Consider the following 17869-nt stretch of genomic DNA (forward strand, 5'->3'; position numbering starts at 1 on the left):
GCTAGGGTGCCACCCTTACACCAACATTTTCGACGCGATCCCAGACGGTGTTTGATCCGTTTGAGGAGCGGTCGTTCTGTGCGGTGGATAGCCTGGTCTTTGCGTGGTTGTCCTATTTGCGTTTGCCGGGTGATATGGCGGAGCTGACGAACTGGCAGGGCCTAGACGTACGCGAACTGCTGCGTGCCGAGTGCTACCGGGACATGATTGGTGACTTGTGGGACCCAGAGGGGAGCAGGGCCTTGTTGGAGGCCGTGGCAGCAAACCCTCGTTACCGTGGCGTGCGCGTTTGCGGCTATCGTGCCGTGAGCGATGTGGTAGCGACAGAGCAGTTTGCAGCCATGGCGTTCCGGTTTCCGGCGGGGTTTAGTTATCTTTCCTTCCGGGGGACCGACAGCACGATTGTGGGCTGGAAAGAGGACTTTAACATGGCGTTCCGGTGTCCTGTGCCGGCCCAGGAATCCGCGGTACGTTATGTGGACGAGGCGGCGGATGCGATTGACGGGCCGCTTTTGTGCGGAGGTCATTCCAAGGGTGGAAACCTTGCGGTGTACGGTGCGGCGATGTGCTCCGATGTCGCCCGTGAGCGAATCGAACGGGTGTATTCCCATGATGGTCCGGGCTTCATCGAGGAGTTTCTGAACGGCAACGCCTTTGCCGATCTTTCCGGTCGAATCGACAAGACGCTACCTCGGTCGTCGATCTTTGGCATGATGTTCGAGACACAGGAGGACTATGCCATCGTTGAGAGCACCGAGTTCAGCCTGCTGCAGCATAATCCCTTTAGCTGGGTGGTTGATGGTCGCGACTTCGTGTACTGTGAGCGCCTGTCCGCCGGTGCTCGATACGTTGATGGCTCCATTCGCGAGATGCTGCTTGCAGTGTCGCCTAGCGAGCGCGAGCGTTTTGTAGATGCGTTGTTCTCCGTGTTTGAGGCTACGGGTGCTGAGCGGTTTGCGGATATCGCCGGGAATCTGCGCGAGAGCCTGCCCGTGATGCTCCAGGCTGCGCAAGGCTTTGACGAGGATACGCGACGCTTTGTCTCGCAGACCATCGTGGCAATCCTTAAATGCGCACTGCTGCCTAAACGACCCCAGATCGACATGCCCGCTGCCGGCAAGAGTTTGGCAGAACAGCTCGAGGCTTGGCAGTCCGAGCTCCTGCGCTAACCATTGGTGCAAAGCAACCTGTCCCCGATGCATCAAGCTTCGATGCGCCTGGGGCGGGCCCGACCGCTATACTGGTTCGTGCCGAAATCGATCTAGAACGGAATGCCGTATATGAAAATCAATCACGCGATTCTGCATATCCTGGACTTTGACTCTGCCGTCAACGTCATGAGCCAGCGCGAGCTCGATATCGAGAGCCGTACCGTGCGCAACTTTGTGACCACGCATCTGCGCCGCGCACGAACCTCGGCCGACAATAAGCGCGCCACGTTTGCCGAGAACTCTGCGTTTGGCGGCGAGCTCAAGGGCTATTTCTTTGGCGAGCGCGAGTTCGTAGACCTGTCGCAGCAGATTGCGGAGTTCATTTCCTCCGAGCTTACCAAGGCCGAAAAAGCCGAGTCCACCGATGTGCTCGTGGCCGACTTTGACGACGACGAGGATGCCCGCTGGTTTGCCGTGATGCTGCTGGGCTCCAAGCAGGCTTTTATGCACGAGGTGGGCCGCGAGGAGGGGGAGGTGCGCAACGACATCGCGCGCCACTACGCTATTCTGCCAAACCCCTCGCAAAAGGTGCCAAGCTATGCCATCGTGCGCGCGAGCACCATGGAGATCGGCTATGTGGACAAGAAGCGCAAGATTGCCGGCGAAGACCGTATGCTCATTCCCGACGGTCTGCTGCAGTGCGATACGGGGGTGTCGGGCAAGGAGGTCATCGACACCGTGACGCGCGTGGTCGAGGAAGTCGCCGAGGAACACGGCGCCAACACTGCTGTGGCGCTTGCTAAGGTCAAGGCTGCCGTGGCTGAAAAGGTCGAGGATGACGAGGAATTGCCGCCTTGGGATATCGTCGACGAGGTCTTTGAGGATGAGCCGGTTATCAAGGAAAGTGTACGCGCGGCACTGACCGAGGAGAAGGTTCCCGAGCGCGTTCCCGTGGAGCGCAAGCAGGTCGAGCGTGCGGCAGTGCGCAACCACAAGATTCGTACCGATACGGGCATCGAGATCAGTTTTCCGGCCGAGATGGGCTCGAACTCCGAGTACATCGAGTTCGTCAACGAACCCAACGGCCTCATCTCCATCGAGCTCAAGAATATCGGGTCAATTGAGAATCGATAAACTGCGCTTGGACGCTGCAAAAAATAAAGGCCGAAGCCTCGGATGAGGGCTTCGGCCTTTTTACTTGGGGCTTAATTACGCTACTGGTTGAGCATAAGTCAGCGAAAACGCCCCAGAGCGAGCAAGGTGACGTGAAAGAGGAGGGCATTGACCTTTTGGTCATGCCCGACGATTGAACGTCAGATTGCCGCTCTGGGGCGTTTGCAGCGTCGAGCCGTTACGCGGGTTGGTAAACCCGCGTAACCCTACAGCTGGCGCAGACCTTCCTCGAGGCCGGTCTTGCTGTCGGTCTTCTCGTCGCGCATCTTGATGACGCGGGCGGGGACACCGGCCACGACGGCGCCGGCGGGGACGTCCTCGACGCACACGGCGCCGGCGGCGACAACAGCGCCCTTGCCCACGCGCACGCCTTCCAGGACCACGGCGTTTGCGCCGATCATGACATCGTCCTCGATGATGACGGGCGTGGCGCTGGCGGGCTCCACGACGCCTGCCAGCACGGTGCCGGCGCCGATATGGCAGTTCTTGCCCACGGTGGCGCGGCCGCCCAGCACGGCGCCCATGTCGATCATGGAGCCCTCACCGATGACGGAGCCGATATTGATGATGGCACCCATCATGATGACGGCGCGATCGCCGATCTCGACGCGGTCACGGATGATCGCGCCCGGCTCGATGCGGGCGTTGATGCCCTTAAGGTCGAGCATGGGCACGGCGGAGTTGCGGCAATCGTTCTCCACATCGTAGTAATCGATGGAATCGGCATTGGCATCAAGGATGGCTTTGAGCTCATCCCAGTCACCAAAGACGGTCTTGCCACGACGACCGCCGTAGACGTGCGCATCGCCCCAGGCAACCTTCATGCCGGGCTTCTCGCGCACGTACAGTTTGACGGGCGTCTTTTTGGGCGCTGTGGCGATGTAGTTGATAATCTCCTGGGCATCCATCTCGGCTGCATTGCTCATTTGCTGTCTCTCCTTTGGGTGGATCCGGTTGATACCTGGTTAGGCAAACATGACCTGGTCGAACGTATAGAAGCCGTGCTCGCGGGTGACGAGCTTCTGCGCGGCTGCCAGGGCGCCGTTGACGAAGATCTGACGGCTTGTGGCGCGATGCGTGAGCGTGACTTCTTCGTCCTGGCCAAAGAAACTCACTTCGTGCACGCCGGCGACAGTGCCACCGCGCAGCGAGTGCATGCCGATCTCCTTGGGGTCGCGCGCTCCGCACATGCCCTCGCGGCCATAGACGGGGTGGTAGCCTGCCTTGGGCTCGGCCTCGACTACGGCGTCGAGCAGCAGCTTTGCAGTGCCGCTGGGGGCGTCGACCTTTTGGTTGTGGTGCGTCTCGACAATCTCGCAGTCAAAGCCGGGCAGCTCACGCGTGGCCTGGGCCACTAGATGACGCAGGGCTGCGATGCCGATCGAGTAATTGCCCGAGTGCATAACGCGGGTGTTCTGGCCCAGCTCACGCAGGCGGTCCATCTGCTCGGGGGTGTAGCCTGTGGTGCCCGAGACCAACGCCGCGTCCGTGCGCTCGACATAGGCGACGACGGCATCGAAGGTCACGACGTTCGAGAAGTCGATGATGACGTCGGCTGCCGGGGCACTCTCGAGCTCGGACAGATCGAAACCGATCTGGGCGACGATGTCGAAAACGGGCTGACCGGCGGCGTCGACAATGCCCTCGGCGGTAGTGCGGATGAGCGAGCCCATGCGGCCCGTTCCCATAATGACGGTCTTAATCAAGCAGACCAGCTCCCTTCAGAGCATCGGTAAGTGCGGCACGCGTATCGTCGGCCATGGGGCACAGCGGCATGCGGTAGTTTGCCTCGATCATACCCATCTGAGCGAGCGCTTCCTTAACGGGGATGGGGTTGACCTCGCTAAAGAGGGCATTGATGAGCGGCTGTCCGGCAATCTGGATATCGCGGGCACGCGCCACATCGCCGTCCAGATAGGCGCGGCACATGTCGTGCACGAGCTGCGGCTGAACGTCGGCCCACACGCTGATGGTGCCCGAGGCGCCCAGGCTCATGAGTGGCACGGTGAGCGCGTCCTCGCCCGAGTACATACGGAAGTCGTCGGACAGCAGGTGGGCGATCTTGGCCGCGTAGGCAACGTTGCCCGAGGCTTCCTTGATGCCCATGATGTTGGGGTGCGCGGCCAAGCGCTCCACGTTGCGCTCGCTGATGCCGCAGCCGCAGCGGCCGGGAATGTTGTACAGGATGCAGGGGATGTCCACCGCGTCGGCAACGGTCTTAAAGTGCTGATAAATGCCCTCTTCGTTGGACTTGTTGTAATAGGGGGTAATGAGCAGCAGGCCGTCGGCGCCCAGGCCCTGATAGGTGAGCGACTTGGTAAGCATGGTCTGCGTGGAGTTGGAACCCGAGCCGGCGATGACGGGGACGCGGCCCGCAACCTGCTTGACCACTGCGGCGACGACGGAGTTGTCCTCGTCGTCGGTCATCGTGGCGCTCTCGCCGGTGGTGCCCAGGGTGAGGATGGCGTCGGTACCATTTTGCAGGTGGAAATCGATAAGGCGCTCGAGTGCGTCAAAGTCGACGCTGCCGTCCTTTTTAAACGGCGTAACAAGGGCGACGATTGAGCCCTCGAGGTTGCGGATATCCATGTTCTTCTCCTTCGCTTCCGCGATCTGGATGCGTTTGTTCCATTGAGCGGCGACGGCCAGGCGTTCGTCCTGGGCGCGGCGACGGGCGCTCTCGGCGCGCGACTTGGCCAGCAGCTCGCGGCCGCACGGCAGCACGTCGAGTGTGGCAAAGTAGTCGCCCGGGCGCTCGGCGCGACGAATGAGATCTGCCGATCCGTCGGGGCGCAGCAATACCTCGGCGGAGCGCAGGCGTCCGTTGTAGTTGTAGCCCATGGAGTAGCCGTGCGCGCCGGTATCGTGGACCACGAGCACGTCACCCATGTCGATCTGCGGTAGCTCGCGGTCGATGGCGAACTTGTCGTTGTTCTCGCACAGATTGCCCGTAATGTCGTACGTGTTTGTGACAGGCGCCGCGGTCTTGTCGGAGCCACCCGGCTGGCCCATCACTGTAATGTGGTGGTAGGCGCCATACATGGCAGGGCGGATCAGATCGACGGCGCTTGCGTCGACACCGATATAGTCCTTGTAGATCTGCTTTTCGTGGATGGCCTTGGTGACCAGGCAGCCGTAGGGGCCCATCATAAAGCGGCCCATCTCGGTGCAGATGGCCACATCGCCCATGTCGGCGGGAACCAGGATCTCGTCGTATGCCGCGTGCACTCCCTCGCCGATGGCGTGAATGTCGTTGGCCTGCTGCTCTGGCAGGTAGGGGATGCCGACGCCGCCGGATAGATTGATGAAGGCGACGTGTGCGCCGGTCTCGCGCTCCAGGCGCACGGCAAGCTCAAAGAGGATGCACGCGAGCTTGGGGTAGTAGTCGTTGGTGACGGTGTTGCTGGCAAGGAATGCGTGGATGCCAAAGTCCTCGGCGCCCTTGGCTTTGAGCGTGCGAAAGGCCTCGAAGAGCTGCTCGGTGGTCATGCCGTACTTGGAGTCGCCGGGGTTATCCATGATGCCGTTGGAGAGCTGGAACAGGCCGCCCGGATTAAAGCGGCAGCTGACTGTCTTGGGGATGGGCCCCGCGACACGCTCAAAGAACTCGATGTGGCTGATGTCGTCAAAGTTGACGATGGCGCCCAGTTTATCTGCAAGGGCAAAGTCCGCCGCCGGCGTGTCGTTGGACGAGAACATGATGTCGTGGCCGGTGATACCCAGCGAGCGGGCGATCATGAGCTCGGTATAGCTCGAGCAATCGCAGCCGCAGCCGTATTCGTTGAGAATGGAGATGAGCGCCGGGTTGGGGTTGGCCTTGACGGCAAAGTATTCCTTAAAGCCCGGGTTCCATGCAAAGGCGTCGCGCACTTCTTGCATATTGCGGCGGATGCCCGCCTCGTCGTATAGATGAAACGGCGTGGGGAACTGCTCGACGATATGCTCGAGCGTTACCTTGTCCACAAACGGCTGTTTGGCCGCATATGCCTCGTTGGGGGTCAATGCCATGTCCCGTAAACCTCGCTATCCAGACGGCGCTATCTGCGCATCGAATCCGCATAGCGTGGACCCAATGTCCGGATAGCGCTCCCGCATTGCTGCAGACAGTCCTGCGGGTGTTTCCCGCAGGCCCACCAGGTTGTTCGTGCCCGAAAAACCCAGTTCGGCGGGTTTCGCCTCCCCGCGGGGTCAAAGCCTGCCGGCTCGCCCGCGGCTCTTCGTGCCCGCGCCTCTATCAAGTGGTAACGACCCTACCACGTTGCACTTTACCAAACAAGAGTATTCGTATATAACGTTTAAAAAATGCAGGGATATGCTAGAAACAAGGGCGTCACAATTCTGCATCACAATAGTGTGTGAATGGATATGCCCCCATGAAAGGATCCTTTATGACCGAGCTCCAAGAACTTCGTCGCTATCGTCGCGACCTGCATCGCATTCCGGAACTCGATTTCGATCTTCCTCAAACCATAGCCTATATCGAGGGCGTGCTCGCCTCGCTTGCCTGTGAAGTGATCCATCCGTGCCCCAGCTGCGTCTGTGCTTTCTTCGATGCTGGCACGGGCACCGCGCATGCCACGGCGATTCGCGCCGATATGGACGCGCTGCCCATCGCGGAGGCGACGGGTGCGGCCTTTGCCTCGACCCATCCCGGCAAGATGCACGCTTGCGGCCACGATGGACACATGGCTATGGCACTTGCGGCGGCAACCTTTGTCGATTGCACGATTCGTGAGCAGGCAGGCGCCATCAAGCGCAACGTGCTCTTTGTGTTCCAGCCTGCCGAGGAGACGACCGGTGGCGCCAAGACAGTATGCGAGAGCGGTGTGTTCGAATGCTACGGGGTCGACCGTATTTTTGGCTTTCACGTGTGGCCCGATCTGTCTGCCGGCACGCTGGCGAGTTGTTCTGGTCCGCTGCTGGCGCGTTCGAGCGAGACGCATATCCATATTCACGGTACGAGTATCCATATTGCTAAGACTTATGGTGTGCCGGTTGAGGAGTCACACGATGCCGCGTTGGCGGCAGCGAAGTTTTTGATTACCGAGCGCGAGCTGATGGACGAACTGGGCACCGACGAGCCCTGTATCGGCAAGTTTGGCCTGCTGCAGGCCGGTACCGTCTGCAACGCGGTGGCGGGGGAGGCCCATGTGGCCGGCAGCTTGCGTGTGTTTACGGACGGCATGTTCGACCGTGCACGCGAGGGTGTGCGCCGCGTGCTTGATGAGGCATGCACTGCAACGGGCTGCACGTACGATCTCGACTTTGCCGAGGGCTATCCGCCGGTCGACAACGACCCCGAGTTGTTTGATCGAATCGCGCCTGCTCTGCCCGAGTTACAGCTCGTGGACGAGCCGCTGCTGATTGCCGAGGATTTCGCGTTCTATCAACGCCATCTGCCGGGCGTATTTTTCCTGCTGGGCACGGGTATGCCAGAGGACCAAGACAACCCGAGTGATTCGGATGGCTGCCCCGCCTATGCCACAAGCGCTCTGCATACCGATAGCATGCTCTTCGACGAGGAAATCCTTCTCAAAGGCCTCGATGTCTACAAACGATTGCTTAACTTGGAGTGACGATGAAGCGCCGACAGTCTTCCGTATATAGTCCGGGTGGATGCGGGTGTGGCTTGCTGCTGCTTCCGGTTATTGCTGTGAGCATTGGCGTGATGTTTGCGCTTGCCGGGTTGGCCGCGGCGGCGCTCGTGCTGCTGATTGTGGCCATTGGCGTGACGGTCTGGCTGTGCCGTTCTCGCGAGCAACGTCGTGCCGATGGTAAGACCAATGTTGGATGGACCATCTTTTTAGTCGTCGCCTACCTATTGAGCATCAGCTATTTAGTTTTCTTTATCCTGTTGCTTGCGAGTACCTTTACCGGGGAATCCGTCACGTTGGGTTGATACACAGCCAGCAGACGGTCGTGCAAAGTGCGTTTGCTCGGCGTTCGGATAACTGCATTGGCCGTTTATCGCAACTTTAGCTCACAGCTAATGAATTCAAGTCCAATCCTTCCTACGATGTGCTGTGCGCCGGCGCGGTAGCCGGATCATAGGAAGGATGCATAATGGCAAAAGAGGGAAAGAAGCCGATCGGCAAGATTGTCCTAGGCGTCATCGTGGTGCTGGTTATCGTCGGTGCCGTGGGCTCTATGGGTGGCAATTCAACCGATTCGTCTGCGAGCGATTCGGCAAAACCTGCCGAGGCGACACAGCAGGCTGAGGAGCAAAAAGAACCGCAAGAACCGTATACCATTGCTGACGAGGCTGAAGACACCTCCAATCAGTTTGCCTATAAGATCACGGGCACGCTGACCAATAACACGGACAAGGAAAAGAGCTACATTCAGATTGAGTATGTTCTGTATGATGCCGATGGCAACCAGGTTGGAACGGCTCTTGCAAACACCAATCATCTGAAGGCGGGCGGCTCCTGGAAGTTCGAGGCGCTGGGTACGGTGTCTCCTGACCAGGTTGCTAGCTGGGAGCGTTCGGATGTAAGCGGTTTTTAGCATGTTGCATGCACTGGGGGGAGGTGAAGTCGTATGCCCGATAAAAAGCTGACCGAGGAGCTGCTCAATGAGCTTCTCGATGCGCCGAACATCGATGGCTATATCAGGGAGCACGACTTTGCCGCCCCGTCGCTTTCGGACTACCTGAAGCAGCTGCTGCAGGAAAAGGGCTTGGAGCGCTCGCGCGTGGTTCGTATGGCCGATCTCAATGAGACCTTCGGCTATCAGATCTTTACCGGTGCGCGTCACCCGAGTCGCAATAAGGTGCTGCAGATTGCCTTTGCGATGGCGCTGACGCTCAAAGAGGCCAACCGTGCACTGACGGCTGCCGGGGTAAGCGTCCTTAACTGCAAGGATCGCCGTGATGCGATTATCATCTTTTGCATCGATCGCGGGTGCAGCCTCCAAAAGGTCAACGAGGAGCTGTATCGCTTTGGCGAGGAGACGGTGAGTTAGCGGCTGATATCTGAGCCGGCGGAGCTGCCGAACAACGATGCAAACGAACGGGGCGCGGATGCCATGGGGTGTCTGCGCCCTGCGCTATGATGGAGGCTATGGATACTCAGACCACAACATATTCCGATGACGAGCTGACCGCAGCGCTTGCCGAACATCTGGCATCGCTCGATCGCGACGACAGCTATCGCGTGGAGCGTGTACTTAAGCGCTCGTCCGTTGAAACAACCGAGCTCGTGTACTTTGAAGGAACCGGCGGTGGTTCGCTCGGCCCCTTTGTCCGTAAACGCATCGATGCTTCGGCTCAAATCGGCGGGGCATACGGGCGTCTGTTTGCCGCCCAGCGGGCAGGCAGGCGTTTTGAGCACCTGCCCAGAATCGTCGATTGTCATCGTGTGGGCGACGAGCTCAACGTGGTTATGGAATACATCGAAGGGGAGACGCTCAGGGCGCTGGTGGACCGTCTGGGAGCCACCCCCGATTATGCGCGTGAATTGTATCCTGCCCTATGCGATGCCGTGGGCGAGCTCCACGCCGGTTTTGCAATGGCGGGGGAGACGTCGGCGCCGGTGATCCATCGCGACCTCAAACCGTCGAATATCATCGTGACGGGTGCCAACTATACGCCTGATGACGGCCTGACGTTTTCGTCGCTGGTGATTATCGACTTGGGGATTGCGCGCGTGTGGCGCGATGGCGCCGATGCAGACACCGTCAAGTTTGGCACGCGACCCTATGCGCCGCCCGAGCAGTATGGGTTTGGGCAGACGAGTGTGCGCAGCGACGTCTACGCACTGGGCGCCCTGTTGTTCTTCTGTTTGACGGGAGTCGATCCTAAACCAGGGCTCGACATGCGCGAGCAATGCGAGGCGCGTGGCGTTCCCACTCCACTTGCCGATGCCGTCTGCATGTCGATGGCGCTCGACCCGGCCAAGCGTTTTGCGAGTGCGGAAGCGTTGGGACGGGCGACGCGCTCGGCATACGATCTGAGCCGCCCCGTGCGGCCTCCTACACCTGCGCCTGTCCGTACTCCGGCCTCGGAGACGGTGTTGACGCTCCAAGGGCTCCAGAACCCCGCAGGGCTTCCTAGGCCTGCCGCCTCCGCTGCATGCGGTCCGCTCTCTCGCGTTCCGGAGTCTCTGGGGCGCATTTGGAATGCGCTCGTCTGCTTCTCGCTACTTGTGTTCTTTGCCGGAAGTCACTTTGCCGTCTTTCACCCCACGGGAGCAAACCAAAGCTACCCGACGTGGCTTCTCATAATCGAGTATTTTTTCTTTGTCGATGGCCTTATGGTGCTTATGCATTTTGCGCTGCTCGATAAGCGCCGTCTTCGTCGGCGATTCGCACTGCTCGACAGCTATCGCGGCAAGAAACTCGCGAAACTTTGGCTCAAGGCATTGGGTGTGCTGCTCCTATGCATGATCGTCATAGTCGCGGTTGCCAATGCGACCGGCGTCGTCGATACCTCCGCTACCTAAAAGAAAAGGGCCCCATTGGGGCCCTTTGCAGTTGCACCTAGATGCGGTTCATCTGAGCGGCGACTTTGTTGTACCAGTCCTGCCACGTGGGCGGGCAGTACTTTTTGGCCGCTGCCGGGGTAAGGGTGGAGCCGTAGTTGGCGCCCAGATAGGCAACGTGAGCGGAGATGCCCTCGCTCCAGCTGCCAAAGCTGCGCCAACCGCCGCCACGGGCACTCCAGCCCCAGGCGTTGTAAGAATTGGCGCAATAAGCACCCTTGGTGCTCTCGATGCAGGCGATGGCGGGGGACCAACGGGGGTCGACACCGGTATTCCAAGCGGCGACGGCAAAGTTATAGCCCTGGCCTGCCATGGGGGAGCCGGCGAGATAATTGTCGATGCGGCTCGTCCACTCATTAATGAACGAATCGTAATCGGAGCTACCGGTATTGGCGTTGTTCACCGTGGTGTCGATGGTGGTGTTGGTGTTGGTGGCCTGGCTGCTGGAATTGTTGCCGCTTACGCCCTCGCCCGAGATCTTCTCGGCGGCAGCGGCCTTATCGGCCTCAAGCTTGGCAAGCTCGGCGGCATTTTCCTGCTCGGCTTTTGCCTGCGCCTCGCTGCGGAGCTGCTGGGCCTGAGCCAACGCATCCTCGGCGTTTTTCTGCTCTGCCTCAAGCTGAGACTTGGCCTGCTGGAGCTCAGCCTTGTTCTGCTCGAGTTCGGTTTGCATGTTATTGAGCTGTTCGATCTCGTCGACGCTCGAGCTCGTGATCTGGTTAGTGTATTTGCAGGTCGTGATGAACTCACCCAGGCTCTGCGCGTTGACCAGGAAGCTCACGATGGGGTTGGTGCCCTTCTGATACTTGTACAGATCGCGCATGGCGGAGCTTGCCTTGGCCTGCTGCTCGGGAAGCTTGGCCTCGATTTCCTCGATGCTTGCTTCATTGGAGTCAATCTGCTTTTGCAGGTCATCGAGTTTGGTGCGGGCGTCGTTGTAGGCGCTCGTGGCGGCTTCGATCTTCTGCTGGGCTGCGGAAAGCTGGTCCTGCGTTGCCTGCGAGGCGGCATACGCCGCAACGGGGGAGAGCATCGGCGTGGCCGTCAGCGCAACGGCGAGCGCGGCGCTCGTGATGATACGAGCCGGCTTCGACGCAATGAGCGCTGCGGCGCGATGATTCGAATGCTGCATCCAGTCCCTCTGCAATCAATCGTAGGTTATGGTCCGAACGGTATTCTACTACTGCTTTCGACCTCAACTTGAACCTTAAAGGTTCCAAAGGGTCAAGTTGAACTTGAGGCTTTAGCTTTGACCTGCAGTTATGATGAATTGTTGAGAAACCATAGAGTTCAACTTTAACGTTACGGAGCCCTGTCGAGAGGGTTTTTGTTTATCAAAAGTCGCCTCATGTGGGGTTTTGCAACTACAGGGTCCCATCACGGCGAGGGCGGATTTCATGCTGGATAATTGCGCTGATTGCCATAGATACGGTGGAGCTTTGGGCGCCGGCGGCTTGGCACGCTAGAATAAATCAGTTGCGCAAAGACCGCCCGTTGTGTGGGCAGTTCATGATAGGAAGTTTCCATGGCATTGCAGTTTACAGAGCGCGAGTTCATTCCCGTGCTGCTCGGTGGCGACATCAACGCCTATTCGGTGGCGCGCGCCTTCTATGAGGAGTACCAGGTCAAGAGTCTGGTCTTTGGCAAGTATCAGACGGGTCCCGCGTACCGCAGCCAGATTATCGACTACACGCCCAACGTGGATATCGATACCATGCCCGTGATGCTCAGGACCGTCAACGGCATTGCCCAAGCGCATGCCGATAAGACGATTGTCCTTGTGGGCTGTGGCGATAACTATGTTGCCCTCGTGGCTCAGGCCAAGGATGCCCATGAGTTGGCGGATAACATCGTCGCGCCTTACGCTCCCTATAGCATGCTTGAGCAGTGTCAGAAGAAGGAGATCTTCTACGAGCTGTGCGAGAAGCATGGCGTGCCCTATCCGCATACCTTTACCTTCACCATGGCGATGCTGAACGCCCAAGGCGAGGCGCCTGCCGAAGTGCTCGACCAGATCGATTTTCCCTACCCGATGATTCTGAAGCCTTCTGACGGCATCATGTGGTGGCAGCACGAGTTCGAGGGCCAGAAAAAGGCCTATGAGATTGCCGACCGTGCCGAGCTGGAACAGGTCATTCGCGACTCGTATGCCAGCGGCTACACCGACGACCTGATCTTGCAGGATCGCGTGCCCGGCAATGACGAGTACATGCGCGTGCTCACCAGTTATTCCGACCGCAACGGCAAGGTGCGCATGATGTGCCTGGGTCACGTGCTGCTCGAGGAGCATCAGCCTCACGGTGTCGGCAACCACGCCTGTATCATCACCGAGCCCAATGACGAGCTCATGGGCGGCGTGCACAAGTTGCTCGAGGACCTTCACTTTGTGGGCTATTCCAACTTTGACGTTAAGTATGACGAGCGCGACGGCTCGTTTAAGTTCTTCGATTTCAACACGCGCCAAGGTCGCAGCAACTACTACGTCACTAACAGCGGCTTTAACGTTGCCAAGTATGTGGTGGACGAGTATGTGTTCAACCGCCCGTTTGAGCCGGAGTTTGTGACGGCGCAGGACGAGGCGCTGTGGATGGTCGTTCCCATGGGCGTCGTCGACAAGTACGTCAAGGATCCCGAGCTGCGCGCTAAGGTGCATCGCCTGGACAAGGAAGGCAAGGGCGCCGACCCTTCGTTTATGAAGGGCGACTTTGTCTTTAACCGCTGGCTGCGCATGTGGCACACCAAGCTGCGCCACTTTAAGCTGTTCAAGACGTATTACAAGTAGATGAGTGCGGCGCCCGTCCGGTTTACATCGGGCGGGCGCGGGTATGATACGCGCAATTGCGCAAACGTCACCAAGGAGGCGGCGATGGAAAAGCTGGGAGTTATCGGCGGCATGGGCGCCGAGGCCACGTCGTATTACTACGACCAGGTGGTGCGCCATACGGCTGCTGCCTGCGATCAGGAACATATCGACATGGTGGTGCTCTCCAAGTCGACTATGCCCGACCGCACGCTTGCCATTAAGACCGGCGAGCATGCCAAGCTGCTGGCGACCATGAAAGAGTGTGCCCAGGCACTCGAGTCGCTGGGCTGTGCGCACATTGCCATTCCCTGCAACACGTCGCACTACTTCTACGACCAGATCCAGTCGTTTACGAAGGTGCCGATTATCCACATGCCGCGTGAGTCGGTGCGCTATGCCCTTGCGGGTGCGGTGATGGGGGAGTGCGAGTTCGACCCCAACCTGAGTATGCCGGCCGAGCCGGTGCACAAGATTGGCATTATGGGCACCGACGGAACCGTGGGCGCGGGCGTCTACGGCCGCGAATGCGAGGCTGCGGGTGTTGAGGTCGTCTATCCCAGCGAGAAACGTCAGAACGATGTGATGTCGCTTATCTACGATGATGTGAAGGCCGGACGTGAGCCCGATATGGATAAGTTCGACCGCGTGATGTGGGAGTTCGCCCGTAGCGGCTGCGACCGTGTCATTCTGGCCTGCACCGAGCTATCGGTGCTGCAGAAGTATCGAGAGATGCCCGAGATCACCCTCGATGCTATGGATGTCCTGGTGCGCGAATCCATCATCCGCAGCGGCGTCCCCTACCGCCTCTAGCTTCCGACCCGTCAAAAAGGGACAGGTTAATTTTGGTAGGTTTTATCTGGTGAAACAGTAAAGGCCTCGGCTCGTTTGGTGCGAGCCGAGGCCTTTTGCGTTGGGCGGTTGCTGCCGGTGGCGAACTAGAACAGGAAGCCGATGGCGATGAGGGCGATGCTGACGATGAGCACGGCGATGTCCAGGACCTTGATGGGGTAGCGCTTGTATGAGCTGGCGCGTGTACGCAGATAGAAGCCGCGCTGTTCTGCCGCCAAGGCTGTGGCATCGGTCTTGCCCACGCTCGAGATGAGCAGTGGCACGCACAGTGGCAGCATGAGCTTAAGCTTCTTGATGGGGTTCTTGGTGTCGTACTCGACGCCGCGTGCGGTCTGCGCTTCCATGATGGCGTTCATCTCCTGACCAAACACCGGCACAAAGCGTAGCGCCGTGGTAAAGGTGAAGGCATAGCGATACGGCACGTGCAGCACCTCGACGCAGGCGTTGGCGAGGTCGTTGAGCTTGGTCACCATAAGCATGAGGATGAGTGGCAGCGCCACGCCCAACAGGCGTAGGCAGGCCTTCGATCCGGTAATGAGGCCCGTGTCGGTGATAAAGCCCCACACAACGTTGCCATCGCGCATAAAGGCCAGCTGGAGCACCAGCATGATAAGCGCGAGCGGAATCAGCAACTTGAGCAGCGAGAACAGACGGTCGACGACACCGGCATAGGCACCCAGCGCAAGGGTGAGTGCCAAAAAGCCCAGCAGCGCCACGTAGGTGTCGGACAAGAAGATGCCGACGATGATGGCGGCGGCGAGGCCCAGTTTGACGACGGGGTTCAAACGATGCAGTAGCGTATCGCCCGGCATGTAGTCGATGACGTTAACCACGGTGGACCATCTCCTTGGTAATTCGAACGACATCGGTGACCTCGCTCACCTGCGCAAAAGCGGGCGAGACGGAAGATGCCAGACGGCGCGAGAGTTCAATAACCTGGGGAGGCTCCACGTAGGCACGCCGCATGAGATCGATGTTCGAGAATAGCTCGTGCGTGCGGCCGCGGTCGAGGATGCGACCGTCGGCCATTACTACGATACGCTCGGCAAAGTCGGAAACGACTTCCATGTCGTGACAGACCATAATCACGGCGCAGCCGCGCTCGGCCATGGTGCGTACCGTTTCCATGACGGTCATGCACTCGCGGTAATCAAGGCCGCTCGTGGGCTCGTCGAGCACGACGATCTTGGGCTCAACCACTACGACGGAGGCAAGCGCCACCATTTGTCGCTGGCCGCGCGAAAGCGAGAAAGGTGCCTCATCGGCAGGCAGGCCAAAGCGGTCGATAACAAGTTGAGCACGACGCAGAGCCTCGGCACGGTCGATGCCGGCAAGCTCCAGGCCAAAAGCGACCTCGTCGAGTACGGTATCCTTACAGATCTGGCGGTCGGGGTTTTGGAAGAGCGTTGCGACCTCGCGGGCAATGCGGCTCGTGGGGACCGCGGCGGTATCCAGCCCCGTAACGCGCACGCTGCCCGAGGCGGGCTTAAGCAGGCCTGTGAGCAGCTTGGTGAGCGTGGTCTTGCCGGCACCGTTCTGGCCGACGATGCCCACGAGCTCGCCGGGATAGAGGGTCAGGTTGAGGTCGTGGACGGCGGCGCCGCCATTGGGATAGGCAAACTCAACATGGTCGAAGGTGAGCACGGGCTCGGCGTCCTTGGCGTGCGGGCGCAACGACGGTGCGTGCGGTGAGCCGGCGGGTGCCTGAATGTCGCTGCTTGCGTGTGCGGGGTCGACGATGCCCGAAATCAGGCGCTCGGCCTCATCGACATCCAAGCAAGGGGTACCGCTTACCAGGCCATCGGCCTCGAGGCTATTGAAGATACGCGTGACGCGAGGGCAGTCGACGCCGATGGCACGGAGCTCGTCGGTATGCGCGAAGACCTCGTGTGGCTCGCCCTGCAGCGCGATTTCGCCATGGTTGAGCACGAGCACGCGGTTGCAGTACTCCGAGAGCAGGGCGACCTTTTGCTCAACGACGACGATGGTGATTCCAAGCGCGCGGTTTGCCTCACGCAGCGTCTCGAAGACCAACGTGGAGCTGGCGGGGTCGAGTGCCGCGGTGGGCTCGTCGAGAACCAAGACGCGCGGACGCATGGCGAGGATGGCGGCGATGGCCACCTTTTGCTTCTGTCCGCCCGAGAGGGTGACGATCTCGCGGTCACGCAGGTCGCTGATGCCGACGGTCTCGAGCGTTTCACTCACGCGCCGCTCGATCTGGTCGTGGGGAACGCCAAAGTTCTCGAGGCCAAAGAGCATCTCGTCCTCGACGACCGAAGCGACCATCTGCGTGTCGATATCCTGCAGCACACTGCCGACGATTTGCGACACGTCGGTGAGCGAGGCTTCGCAGGTGTCGTGGCCGTCTACCATGACGGCCCCAAAGAACGTGCCGGTGTAGTGGTGGGGCACGGCGCCCGACAGGCAGGCGGCAAGCGTGGACTTGCCGGCGCCCGAGGGTCCGATGATGCCGATGAAATCTCCCTTGTTCACGCCGAGTGAGATGTGGCTGAGCGCCTGCTCGGTCTGCGTGCCATAGGAGAACGAGACATCGTCGACGTTGATGATCGTTTCCATGGATACCTTTCATAGTCATCAGGGACGTTCTTTAATGACTAGTCGTTTAAGAACGTCCCCAAGAGCTAGTTGTTTGGGACAGTCTTTGTTGGTGGAGTGCGGAGACGGCTTTACGAGGGGCCCCAGGTTGGCGCGAAAGAGGAGCGAAGCGTACTTGGGTACGCGAGCGACGAATGAACGCCAAGATGGGGTGGCTCGTAAAGCCGAGCGGGTTAATTGAGCCTAAGGGCCTTCTGGATGGGCAAGTAGAGGGCGCCGACCAGAATGGCGTTAAAGACGGCGGTCATGGCGACGACGGGCAGCATGGCGGCGGCGAGCTCGCCTACCACGCCGAGCATGGCCATCTTGATGACCATGAAGATAACGCCGGAGACAAAGGTGGTCAGGAAGGTTGCGACAATGGCGATGGCGGGCTTGACCTGACCGTTCTTGCCGGCGGCGTTGACGATGCCGGCCATGAGCATGGCGGCGATGCCCTCGGCGGCAAAATCGACGAACGGCGAAGTGGTGGTGATCTGGATTACGGCAGCCGAGATGAGGCCAATGACGAGCGCCTGGCCGATGTTGGGGCGAACGACCAGGATGGTGAGGCAGAAGGCCGAGATGATGAACTCGGGGCTGATCATGCCGCCCGAGATGCCCGAGATTGCCTTGCCGACGGTGAAGTTGAGGATGAAGCCGGCGGCGAGCAGGATGGCGAGCAGGACGAGGGCGCGGACATCGAGTTTGCCGCGGTCGGCGGTCTGGACGGTGCGGGGCTGGGTGGCGGTGGTGTTCTGAGACATGGTGAAAATCCTTTCGGAAGGGGATTGCAAGAGAAAAGCGGAGGCGCGTGA

At 59.7% G+C, this 17869-nt stretch carries 16 protein-coding genes and 1 riboswitch; of the genes, 9 read left to right on the top strand and 7 right to left on the bottom strand.

All coding sequences use genetic code 11. The features are described from left to right. The first annotated feature begins 134 nt into the window (after positions 1-134). Together DW211_RS08705 and DW211_RS08710 are read left to right on the top strand one after the other, a co-directional pair. Positions 135-1169, top strand: coding sequence for a DUF2974 domain-containing protein (locus DW211_RS08705; RefSeq protein ID WP_233540986.1), 1035 nt, complete (start codon positions 135-137; stop codon positions 1167-1169). Positions 1170-1280: 111 nt separating this feature from the next. Further along, on the top strand, positions 1281-2285 hold the full coding sequence (locus DW211_RS08710; RefSeq protein WP_022094136.1) for a nucleoid-associated protein: 1005 nt from the start codon (positions 1281-1283) through the stop codon (positions 2283-2285). A gap of 245 nt (positions 2286-2530) precedes the next feature. Here DW211_RS08710 and dapD read toward each other — a convergent pair whose 3' ends face one another. From dapD to dapA, 3 genes are read right to left on the bottom strand one after another with little or no spacing between them, the layout of a single operon-like run. After that, the gene (gene dapD, locus DW211_RS08715) at positions 2531-3250 is read right to left on the bottom strand and encodes a 2,3,4,5-tetrahydropyridine-2,6-dicarboxylate N-acetyltransferase (RefSeq protein ID WP_082437754.1); all 720 of its coding nucleotides are present in this window, start codon (positions 3248-3250) and stop codon (positions 2531-2533) included. A gap of 39 nt (positions 3251-3289) precedes the next feature. Beyond that, entirely contained in the window at positions 3290-4030 is a 741-nt protein-coding gene (dapB, locus tag DW211_RS08720; protein WP_199576758.1) for a 4-hydroxy-tetrahydrodipicolinate reductase, read from the bottom strand. After that, positions 4023-6332: a 4-hydroxy-tetrahydrodipicolinate synthase gene (dapA, locus tag DW211_RS10330; protein ID WP_118260325.1), complete on the bottom strand. Its 2310-nt coding sequence runs from the start codon at positions 6330-6332 to the stop codon at positions 4023-4025. Before dapA ends, dapB begins: the two co-directional genes overlap by 8 nt. 65 nt (positions 6333-6397) lie before the next feature. Next, a riboswitch (Lysine riboswitch) is annotated at positions 6398-6566 on the bottom strand. A 131-nt stretch (positions 6567-6697) separates the two neighbouring features. Here dapA and DW211_RS08730 point away from each other — a divergent pair. From DW211_RS08730 to DW211_RS08750, 5 genes are all read left to right on the top strand, one after another. Then, complete coding sequence (locus DW211_RS08730; RefSeq protein ID WP_199576760.1) at positions 6698-7900, top strand: amidohydrolase; 1203 nt, start codon at positions 6698-6700, stop codon at positions 7898-7900. Between the two features lie 2 nt (positions 7901-7902). Continuing rightward, positions 7903-8223, top strand: coding sequence for a hypothetical protein (locus tag DW211_RS08735; protein WP_147357258.1), 321 nt, complete (start codon positions 7903-7905; stop codon positions 8221-8223). A gap of 164 nt (positions 8224-8387) precedes the next feature. Next, positions 8388-8831, top strand: a complete 444-nt coding sequence (locus DW211_RS08740; RefSeq protein WP_055309781.1) for an FxLYD domain-containing protein — start codon at positions 8388-8390, stop codon at positions 8829-8831. A 33-nt stretch (positions 8832-8864) separates the two neighbouring features. After that, on the top strand, positions 8865-9287 hold the full coding sequence (locus DW211_RS08745; RefSeq protein ID WP_117637494.1) for an XRE family transcriptional regulator: 423 nt from the start codon (positions 8865-8867) through the stop codon (positions 9285-9287). 98 nt (positions 9288-9385) lie between these two features. After that, entirely contained in the window at positions 9386-10765 is a 1380-nt protein-coding gene (locus tag DW211_RS08750; RefSeq protein WP_158568519.1) for a protein kinase, read from the top strand. A gap of 37 nt (positions 10766-10802) precedes the next feature. Here DW211_RS08750 and DW211_RS08755 read toward each other — a convergent pair whose 3' ends face one another. Continuing rightward, positions 10803-11936, bottom strand: a complete 1134-nt coding sequence (locus DW211_RS08755) for a glucosaminidase domain-containing protein (RefSeq protein ID WP_117776421.1) — start codon at positions 11934-11936, stop codon at positions 10803-10805. Between the two features lie 393 nt (positions 11937-12329). On the opposite strand from DW211_RS08755, the gene DW211_RS08760 reads away from it, so the two are divergent. Then, positions 12330-13586, top strand: coding sequence for an ATP-grasp domain-containing protein (locus DW211_RS08760; RefSeq protein WP_118260333.1), 1257 nt, complete (start codon positions 12330-12332; stop codon positions 13584-13586). A gap of 84 nt (positions 13587-13670) precedes the next feature. After that, on the top strand, positions 13671-14417 hold the full coding sequence (locus tag DW211_RS08765; RefSeq protein WP_231501595.1) for an aspartate/glutamate racemase family protein: 747 nt from the start codon (positions 13671-13673) through the stop codon (positions 14415-14417). 125 nt (positions 14418-14542) lie between these two features. Here DW211_RS08765 and DW211_RS08770 read toward each other — a convergent pair whose 3' ends face one another. The 3 genes from DW211_RS08770 to DW211_RS08780 all read right to left on the bottom strand — a co-directional run bounded on the left by DW211_RS08770 (position 14543) and on the right by DW211_RS08780 (position 17818). Beyond that, entirely contained in the window at positions 14543-15289 is a 747-nt protein-coding gene (locus tag DW211_RS08770; protein ID WP_118260337.1) for an energy-coupling factor transporter transmembrane protein EcfT, read from the bottom strand. Next, positions 15282-17033, bottom strand: a complete 1752-nt coding sequence (locus tag DW211_RS08775; RefSeq protein WP_118260339.1) for an ABC transporter ATP-binding protein — start codon at positions 17031-17033, stop codon at positions 15282-15284. Before DW211_RS08775 ends, DW211_RS08770 begins: the two co-directional genes overlap by 8 nt. Positions 17034-17245: 212 nt before the next feature. Then, positions 17246-17818 carry a hypothetical protein gene (locus tag DW211_RS08780; protein ID WP_118260341.1) on the bottom strand — a complete coding sequence of 191 codons (573 nt, stop codon included), beginning with the start codon at positions 17816-17818 and terminating at the stop codon, positions 17246-17248. Between the last annotated feature and the right edge of the window lie 51 nt (positions 17819-17869).

It is taken from the genome of Collinsella sp. AM18-10 (assembly GCF_003471585.1).
Taxonomy (GTDB): Bacteria; Actinomycetota; Coriobacteriia; order Coriobacteriales; family Coriobacteriaceae; genus Collinsella.

Coding starts and splice junctions, on each gene's coding strand:
- DW211_RS08705 (WP_233540986.1), top strand. CDS start 135: ATGGCGGAGCTGACGAACTGGCAGGGCCTAGACGTACGCGAACTGCTG.
- DW211_RS08710 (WP_022094136.1), top strand. CDS start 1,281: ATGAAAATCAATCACGCGATTCTGCATATCCTGGACTTTGACTCTGCC.
- dapD (WP_082437754.1), bottom strand. CDS start 3,250: ATGAGCAATGCAGCCGAGATGGATGCCCAGGAGATTATCAACTACATC.
- dapA (WP_118260325.1), bottom strand. CDS start 6,332: ATGGCATTGACCCCCAACGAGGCATATGCGGCCAAACAGCCGTTTGTG.
- DW211_RS08730 (WP_199576760.1), top strand. CDS start 6,698: ATGAAAGGATCCTTTATGACCGAGCTCCAAGAACTTCGTCGCTATCGT.
- DW211_RS08735 (WP_147357258.1), top strand. CDS start 7,903: ATGAAGCGCCGACAGTCTTCCGTATATAGTCCGGGTGGATGCGGGTGT.
- DW211_RS08740 (WP_055309781.1), top strand. CDS start 8,388: ATGGCAAAAGAGGGAAAGAAGCCGATCGGCAAGATTGTCCTAGGCGTC.
- DW211_RS08745 (WP_117637494.1), top strand. CDS start 8,865: ATGCCCGATAAAAAGCTGACCGAGGAGCTGCTCAATGAGCTTCTCGAT.
- DW211_RS08750 (WP_158568519.1), top strand. CDS start 9,386: ATGGATACTCAGACCACAACATATTCCGATGACGAGCTGACCGCAGCG.
- DW211_RS08755 (WP_117776421.1), bottom strand. CDS start 11,936: ATGCAGCATTCGAATCATCGCGCCGCAGCGCTCATTGCGTCGAAGCCG.
- DW211_RS08760 (WP_118260333.1), top strand. CDS start 12,330: ATGGCATTGCAGTTTACAGAGCGCGAGTTCATTCCCGTGCTGCTCGGT.
- DW211_RS08765 (WP_231501595.1), top strand. CDS start 13,671: ATGGAAAAGCTGGGAGTTATCGGCGGCATGGGCGCCGAGGCCACGTCG.
- DW211_RS08775 (WP_118260339.1), bottom strand. CDS start 17,033: ATGGAAACGATCATCAACGTCGACGATGTCTCGTTCTCCTATGGCACG.
- DW211_RS08780 (WP_118260341.1), bottom strand. CDS start 17,818: ATGTCTCAGAACACCACCGCCACCCAGCCCCGCACCGTCCAGACCGCC.